Source organism: Streptomyces sp. NPDC096132 (assembly GCF_044763345.1).
Lineage (GTDB): Bacteria > Actinomycetota > Actinomycetes > Streptomycetales > Streptomycetaceae > Streptomyces.
The window spans coordinates 457,706-465,245 of sequence record NZ_JBIWGA010000006.1 but is presented as its reverse complement, the minus strand read 5'-3'; the positions used below and the strand labels follow the sequence as shown (position 1 = coordinate 465,245).

General features: G+C 69.8%; 6 protein-coding genes and 1 rRNA gene. 2 read left to right on the top strand and 5 right to left on the bottom strand.

Translation table 11 applies throughout. The features are described 5' to 3' along the window. Together rrf and ACIRF9_RS17890 are read left to right on the top strand one after the other, a co-directional pair. Window positions 1-87, top strand: a 5S ribosomal RNA gene (gene rrf, locus ACIRF9_RS17895); the annotation flags it as partial. Between the two features lie 62 nt (window positions 88-149). Further along, a complete protein-coding gene (locus ACIRF9_RS17890; protein ID WP_403822406.1) occupies window positions 150-725 on the top strand; it encodes a GNAT family N-acetyltransferase in 576 nt (191 codons plus the stop codon). On the opposite strand, the gene ACIRF9_RS17885 is transcribed toward ACIRF9_RS17890, so the two are convergent. The 5 genes from ACIRF9_RS17885 to ACIRF9_RS17865 are packed head-to-tail and all read right to left on the bottom strand — an operon-like array spanning window position 714 to window position 7,414. Next, window positions 714-2,249 carry a type IV secretory system conjugative DNA transfer family protein gene (locus ACIRF9_RS17885; protein WP_403822404.1) on the bottom strand — a complete coding sequence of 512 codons (1,536 nt, stop codon included), beginning with the start codon at window positions 2,247-2,249 and terminating at the stop codon, window positions 714-716. The two genes, ACIRF9_RS17890 and ACIRF9_RS17885, sit on opposite strands and share 12 nt — an antisense overlap. 17 nt (window positions 2,250-2,266) lie before the next feature. Next, the gene (locus tag ACIRF9_RS17880; protein WP_403822401.1) at window positions 2,267-3,694 is read right to left on the bottom strand and encodes an ATP-binding protein; all 1,428 of its coding nucleotides are present in this window, start codon (window positions 3,692-3,694) and stop codon (window positions 2,267-2,269) included. Window positions 3,695-3,703: 9 nt separating this feature from the next. After that, on the bottom strand, window positions 3,704-5,263 hold the full coding sequence (locus ACIRF9_RS17875; RefSeq protein ID WP_403822398.1) for an SCO6880 family protein: 1,560 nt from the start codon (window positions 5,261-5,263) through the stop codon (window positions 3,704-3,706). After that, on the bottom strand, window positions 5,260-6,603 hold the full coding sequence (locus ACIRF9_RS17870) for a hypothetical protein (RefSeq protein WP_403822395.1): 1,344 nt from the start codon (window positions 6,601-6,603) through the stop codon (window positions 5,260-5,262). Before ACIRF9_RS17870 ends, ACIRF9_RS17875 begins: the two co-directional genes overlap by 4 nt. Beyond that, window positions 6,593-7,414: a hypothetical protein gene (locus ACIRF9_RS17865; RefSeq protein WP_403822393.1), complete on the bottom strand. Its 822-nt coding sequence runs from the start codon at window positions 7,412-7,414 to the stop codon at window positions 6,593-6,595. Before ACIRF9_RS17865 ends, ACIRF9_RS17870 begins: the two co-directional genes overlap by 11 nt. Window positions 7,415-7,540 lie beyond the last annotated feature (126 nt).

Genomic DNA, 7,540 nt, shown 5'->3' with positions numbered 1-7,540 from the left:
GGTTACATTCCGAACCCGGAAGCTAAGCCTTACAGCGCCGATGGTACTGCAGGGGGGACCCTGTGGGAGAGTAGGACACCGCCGAACAATCATTCCGGGAAACCCCCGCACCGTCTGGTGCGGGGGTTTTCTGCGTTACGGTGACCTGCATGAATAACTTTGTTGTACGGGGTATACGGGCCGAGGAATGGGACTCGGCGAAGGCATTTCGACTGGTCGCGCTCAGGGATTCCGCGGCCTCGATCGCCTTTCTGGAGACGTATGAGGATGCTGCGGGGCGGCCGGACTCCTTCTGGCAGGAGCGGGCCTCGGGGGCTGGTGAGGAAGGTGTCGGGGCTCGGCAGTTCATTGCCGAGGCCGAGGGCGGTGAGTGGGTCGGGTCGGTCACCGTACTGGTGGAGGAGGCCGGCAGCGTGGACTGGGCGGGGTATCCCGTCGAGCGGCGGCAAGGGCATGTGGTGGGGGTGTACGTGCGGCCCGAGTGGCGTGGGGGCGCGGTGATCCGGGGGTTGTTCGAGGCCGGCGTGGAGTGGGCGTGGGGGATCGGGGCGGAGCGGGTGCGGCTGCTGGTGCACGAGAAGAACCTGCGGGCGCAGGGGGCGTACCGGAAGGTGGGGTTCGTGCCCAGTGGGGTGAGCGTGCCGGTGGGGGAGGGCTTCGGGGACTTCTCGGGGGAGATCGAGCAGGAGTTCGTACTCGAGCGGGGGGTGCCGTCAGACCGGTAGTTCGTGGTGGGGCCAACGGGAGCGGGCCTGTTCGCGGGAGCGGAGGAGGGCCAGGGTGGGGAGGCCGCGGTCCGCTCCGGTGGACAGGAGGTCCGGGAGCTGCGGGAGAGGTGCTACGGCCGCGATGTCGTCCAGGACCAGGGTGAGTGGTGGGTCGAGGCGACCGGAGGATGACCGTTCGGCCATGCGCCGGCCGCGCTCGACCACGCTGGAGACGAGGGCCGTGAGGAGAGGCATGGCGCCGGGGTTTGTCCTGGGGTCCTCGATGGATTCGCCGACCACATAAAGCGTTCCCCCTTCGTCCACGAAGGAATCCAAGGCGAGGGCATCAGTTCGGTTTGGAGTGCATGCCTCGCGGATGTTGATCGTGGAGAGGGAGGAGAGAGCTCGGGCAGCGAGTTCCTGGGCGATGTCCCTGCGCTCGGGGTGGGCGGTGAGGGTGGCTTCCAGTTCGCCGGCGGAGCCGGGGGCGGCCTTGGGGTTCGTACGGAGGGTGCGGACCGCTTCCTGGATGGCGGTGCCCTGGGACCAGCGGTGGACGTGGCGGATGGTGCGGCCGTCGATGGCGGCGGCGTGGAGGTAGCAGCGGAGGAGGGTTTCCGCTGTTTCTGTGACTGCCTGGTCCAGGCGGGCTGTGGGGCGTACGGGGGTGAGGAGGGCGGTGGCTCTTGCGGCTGCTGTTGCCTTGTCCTCGCAGCCCGCTGTGGGGGACCAGTGGAGGCGGGCGGGGGTGTCGCAGCGGTGGGTGGGGTCGTAGAGGTGGACCGGGCCCAGTTTGGCTCTGGCGTCCTTGGTGTCCTGCCAGAGGGTGGGGTTGGAGGTGAGGATGAGGGTGGGGCCGGCCGCGTCTCGGATCGCCTGGGCTGCGGCTGTGTAGCGGCTTTCCCTCGGGGCGTAGAGCACCGCGCCTTCGGCGCGGTTGGTTTCCCACCCAGCCACCCGTTCGCCCGGAAACAGAGAAGCGGGGGTCGAGGGTGTCTGCGGAAGCGGAGTCGAGGGGAGTGTCGCAGTCTGCTGGGCCTCCACTCCCGGTTGCCATTCCCTGTTGGGTTCCGGTTCGGTCCTCGGTTCCGGTTCCGGTTCCGGTTCTGCCTCGGTCCTGGGAGTCGGTACGTCGTACGTCGGTGGCTCTTGCTCGGCCGACGCCTTCTTTCGGGCCCGTACCACCCTCCAGCGCGCCACCGTCCCTATGGCGAAGACCGTGAGGACGAAGAGGATCATCAGTTGGCCGATGAAGAGGCCCCAGAAGAGGCCGTAGCCCGAGAGGGCGGTCGGGGTGGCTTCCGGCCAGGCGCCGGGGATGTCGTGGGGCTGGGCGATGAGGTGGCGCATGGCCAGGGGGGTGCGGGTGAAGGTGACGCCGGTGGGCCAGGAGCCGTGGGTGAAGAGGGCGGCCAGGCCCGTTGCCGTCCAGACCAGGAGGGTCATGCCGAGGAGGAAGGCGAGCAGGCCGAGCAGGAGGCCGTCGGGGATGCCGCCGCCCCCGCCTTCGCGGCCGGGGGCGCGTTCGTCACCGGGTCTCATGGCAGTCCCCCGCCGCCCTAGGCCACCGTCGACTCGGACGAGTCGTCCAAGTCGGCCAGGTGGTGTTCCATGAAGGCCGTCGCGCGTCGCTCCTGTTCCAGCTCGGCGGCGTGCAGGGCGTCCTCGGAGGCCAGGTGGTCCGTCGAGGACTCCGTCATGGCGCGGTCGGTGAAGACCAGGGGGCGTTCCGTCTCGGTGACCAGGTGTTTGACCACCTGGACGTTGCCGTTGACGTCCCAGACGGCGATGCCGGGGGTGAGGGTGGGGATGATCTCCACCGCCCAGCGCGGGAGGCCCAGGACGCGGCCGGTCGCTCGGGCCTCGTCCGCCTTCTGGGCGTAGATCGTGCGGGTGGAGGCCATTTTGAGGATGGCTGCCGCTTCCTTCGCCGCGGCGCCGTCCACGACGTCCGACAAGTGGTGGACCACCGCCACGAAGGACAGGCCCAGGCGGCGGCCGAACTTCAGCAGGCGCTGGAAGAGCTGGGCCACGAACGGGCTGTTGATGATGTGCCAGGCCTCCTCGACCAGGAAGATGCGCTTCTTCCGGTCGGGGCGGATCCAGGTGTGTTCCAGCCAGACGCCGACGATCGCCATCAGGATCGGCATGGCGATGGAGTTGCGGTCGATGTGGGAGAGGTCGAAGACGATGAGAGGGGCGTCGAGGTCGATGCCGACCGTGGTCGGGCCGTCGAACATGCCGCGCAGGTCACCGTCGACCAGGCGGTCCAGGACCAGGGCGACGTCCAGGCCCCAGGCGCGGACGTCGTCTATGGCGACGTTCATCGCCTCGGCCGACTCCGGTTCGGGGTGGCGGAGTTGTTCGACGATGTCCATCAGCACCGGCTGGCGTTCGACGATCGTCTCGTTGACGTAGGCGTGGGCGACCTTGAGGGCGAAGCCGGAGCGTTCGTCGAGGCCGTGGCCCATCGCCACTTCGATGATCGTGCGGAGCAGCGCCAGCTGGCCCGTCGTGGTGATCGACGGGTCGAGGGGGTTGAGGCGGATGCCGTGGTCCAGGGCGGCCATCGGGTCCAGGCGGATGGGAGTTATTCCCAGGGCCTGGGCGATGAGGTTCCACTCGCCGACGCCGTCCTCGCCCTGGGCGTCCAGGACGACGACCTGGCGGTCGCGGAAGCGGAGCTGGCGCAGGACGTACGTCTTCTCGAGCGCCGACTTGCCGTTGCCGGACTCGCCGAGGACCAGCCAGTGCGGCGCCGGGAGCTGCTGGCCGTACAGCTGGAAGGGGTCGTAGATGTAGCCCTTCCCGGAGTAGACCTCGCGGCCGATGATGACGCCGGAGTCGCCCAGGCCGGGGGCGGCTGTCGGCAGGTAGACCGCCTGGGCCTGGCCGGTGGAGGTGCGGACCGGGAGGCGGGTCGTCTCCACCTTGCCGAACAGGAAGGACGCGAAGGAGTCGGTGAGGACGGTCAGCGGGTCCCGCATGTCATGCCCCTACCTTCGGATGCCGGTGGCGAACGGGAGCGTGTTCACGAACGCGCGGTGGTGCTCGCGGTCGCACCACTCCAGCTTCAGGTACGACTTGCCCGCCGACGCCCTTATCGTGCGCTTGTCGCGTGCCAGGGCCTCGGGGGTTCGGGAGGAGACGGTGATGTAGCCGACCAGGTTGACGCCGGCGGCGCCGGACGCGAGGTCCTCGCCGCGCTGGTCCAGGCGGGAGTGGGCGGCGACGTCGCGGGGGTCCACGGTCCGGTTCATCTTGGCGGCGCGGCTCGCCTCGGCCTCGTCGTTCGTCTTCTCCGTCAGCATGCGTTCGATGGCGACCTCGGTGGGTTCGAGGTCCATCGTGACGGCGACGGTGCGGATGACGTCCGGGGTGTGGACCAGGAGGGGGGCCAGGAAGTTGACGCCGACAGGCGTCATCGGCCACTCCTTGACCCAGGCGGTGGCGTGGCACCAGGGGGCGCGGGTCGACGACTCGCGGGTCTTGGCCTGGAGGAACGTCGGCTCCATGGCGTCGAGCTCGGCCGGCCAGGCGTTGCGCCGGGTCATCGCCTGGATGTGGTCGATGGGGTGGTCCGGGTCGTACATGGAGTGGATCAGGGAGGCGAGGCGGCCCTGGCCCAGGGGCTGGCGTACGCGGATGTCCGCCTCCTGGAGGCGGGAGCAGATGTCCGTGAGCTCGCGGGCCATGACGACGGCGAGGCCGGCGTCGCGGTCGAGCTTGCGGCCCGACTGGGGGCGGGCGGCACGGGCCATGGCGTGGGCCTCGGCGGCCAGCTCGCGGGTGTAGTGCATACAGGCGACGAGGTAGGCGCGGTGCTGCTCGCTGCTGGTGGACACCATGGACTGGAGCTGGTCGTACGACTGGGACAGCCAGCCGGGGGCGGCGGCGTCTCCGCGCTGGGCGACGTCCTTGGCGTGGGCGTCGGGGTCGGCGGGGAGGGTGCGGGCGAGCATCTGCAGACGGGTGACGAAGCCGTCGCCGTTGGCCACGTGCTTGAGGAGGGTGCCGAAGCGGTCGACGAGGGCTTCCTGGTCCTCGCTGTCGCGCAGGCCGACGCCCGGGCCCTCGATCTCGATGGCGGCGGTGACGGTACGGCGGTCCGCGTGCAGGAGTACGGCGATCTCGTCGGGGCCGAAGGGGGCGGCCAGCCAGGTGATGCGGCCGATGCCCGGGGGCGGGCCGATCTCGACCTCCTGGCCGTCGATCCGGGTGCCGGCCTCCATCACGCCGGAGCGGTACGTGGTGCCCTGGCGGAGGGTGCGCTTGTAGCTGCGGTTGATCTCGAACCACTTGTAGAACGTGCGGTGCTTGTACGGCACGTAGACCGCGGCCAGCGCGATCATCGGGAAGCCGGTGAGCAGCACGATCCGCAGGGCGAGGACGGGGACGAGGAGCCCGCACATCATGCCGAGGAACGCGCCGATGACGATGAGCGCGATCTCGCCGGTCTCGCGGTTGCGGCCGACGATCGCGTTCGGCCGGGCGCGGCCGATCAGATATGTGCGGCGGGGCGAGACCGCGTGGGACACGTGGGACTCGGTCGTCAACGCCCTTCACCTCCCGTGCGGTTGTTGCGGGTGTTGCCGGCGTGCGGGGTGTTCACCGCGCTGCTGGAGCGGGGTGCGGGTGCGGCGGAGGGGACAGATCCGCCGCCTCCGTTCGAGGTGCGCGAGCTGTGCGCGGCGACGCCGCCGGAGGCGGGGTTCGAGGGGCGGGGGGCCGACGAGGAGGACTGGCCCCCGCCGCCGTTGTTGTCGGCGCGGGTGCTGTGCGTCTTGATGCCCTGGGCGACGAGGGTCGCAGGGGAGCTGATGACGGCCGCGGCCTTGCCCTCGGCGCCCTGCATGATGCGGTTGCTGCGGGAGTTCGCGATCTCGTCGCCGAAGCCGGGGACGAAGCGGTAGATCATCGCGCTGGCGAAGATGGCGAGCAGGATGATGGCGAGGCCGGAGACGACGGCGGAGAAGGCGTCGGGGCCGTCGTCGGAGGACAGGGCGCCGGCGAGGCCGAGGACTATCACGATGACCGGCTTCACCAGGATGACGGCGATCATGATGCCGGCCCAGCGGCGGACGTGGCTCCACAGGTTCTTGTCGACGAGGCCGGCGTAGACGACGGTGCCGAGGAGGGCGCCGACGTAGAGCAGGGCGGCCCTGATGACGAGCTCCAGCCACAGGACGCCGGCGGCGAGGATGGAGACGAGGGAGACGACGATCAGCATGATCGGGCCGCCGCCGATGTCCTCGCCCTTGGCCAGGGCGCCGGAGAAGGTGCCGAAGAACGTGTCGGTCTGGTCGCCTGTCGTCTTCGCGAGGACGTCGCTGATGCCGTCGGTGGCCGAGACGACCGTGTAGAGGATCAGCGGGGTGAAGGCGGAGGCGAGGACGGTGAGCCAGAGGAAGCCGACGGCTTCGCCGATGGCGGTGGTGAGGGGGACTCCGCGGACCGCGCGCTTGGCGACCGCCAGCAGCCACAGCAGGATCGTCAGGACCGTGGAGGCGGCGAAGACGACGGCGTACTGCTGGAGGAACTTGGTGTTGGTGAAGTCGACGTTCGCCGTCTCCTTCACGGCCTCGCTGAGCTTGTCGACGGTCCAGGCGGCGGCGTCGGCGCAGCCTTTGGCGAGGGAGGAGAGGGGGTCGGTGGTCTCGGAGACGCTGGGCGTGGTGGTGCCCCCGGGGTTGTTCCCCCTCTCGCAGTACTCCTGGGCGGGGCCGCGGATGAGGTCGCAGGTGCCGTCGCTGGGCGAGGCGGAGGGCGATGCCGAGGGGGAGGGGGACGGGCTCGGCGACGGCGCGGCGAAGGCCTGGGTGGCCAGCAGGACCGCGGTGGTCTGAACGGCGGCCAGCGCAGCCGTGACCTTGAGGGAGAGGTGCTTAGCGCGCATACGTGAACCCTCCGAACTCCTCGACGGCCTTCGTCATGTCGTCGCTGGTGGAGGCCTGCTGGTCGCGCCCGACCGGAACGGGGCCGTCCTTCTGCTGGAAGTCGGTGACCTTCCAGTCGTTGCTGACCCAGGTGAGCTGGTAGGTGGTGGTGTACCAGCTCTCGGAGACGGGGTTGGTCGAGGCTGTGCCGGAGAGACCGAAGAGCGACGTGTACCAGACCTCGACGGTGGCCTTGCTCGCACTGGAGGCGGTGACCTTGGTGCCCACGGGGACGATCCGTGAGATGAAGGTCTGGCCGTCCGGGGCGGTGCCGTCCTTGTCGAGGCCGATGTTGCTCAGAAACGTCTCGTTCGAGTACGCGGTGTCCAGTGCGGACTGTCTGGTGGCGGCGATGCCGGGTGCGTACACCGTGTCGACGATCTGGTGGCGGCTGTCCTTGCTGAACATGTCCGCCGATCCCAGTGCCACGGCGTAGTTGGCGGCGGCGCTCTGGGCACCCTGCGCGTCGTGCGCGTACCCGGTCGGGATGCCACCGCTCTTCGACTCCACCGGCTTCGTCCCGCTCGCCGCCGTCGTCGACGTCTCCGGCTTGTTGCCGTCCGGCGTGGTCGTCGAGGAGGACGAGTCGTCTCCTCCGCGGTTCGCGAAGGCGATGGCCGCGATGAGGAGGACGACGACGCCGACGACCGTGACCAGGCTGCGGGAGGAGGAGCGGGCGGGGCGGCGGGCGCCGCCGTAGGGGTCGGCTTCGGGCAGGCGGACGCGGGTGCCCGCGGGCTCGCCGTAGTCGTGTTCGTCGCCGGGAGTCATGCCGCGTTCGCCCCCTCGCTGCCGTACCGAAAAGCGTAGAAGTACGACGGTAGCCGTGCTGGTTCCCGCGCGGGCGCGGTGTGGTGACTCGACATCAGGGAAACGCAACCTCAGCCGGTGGGCACG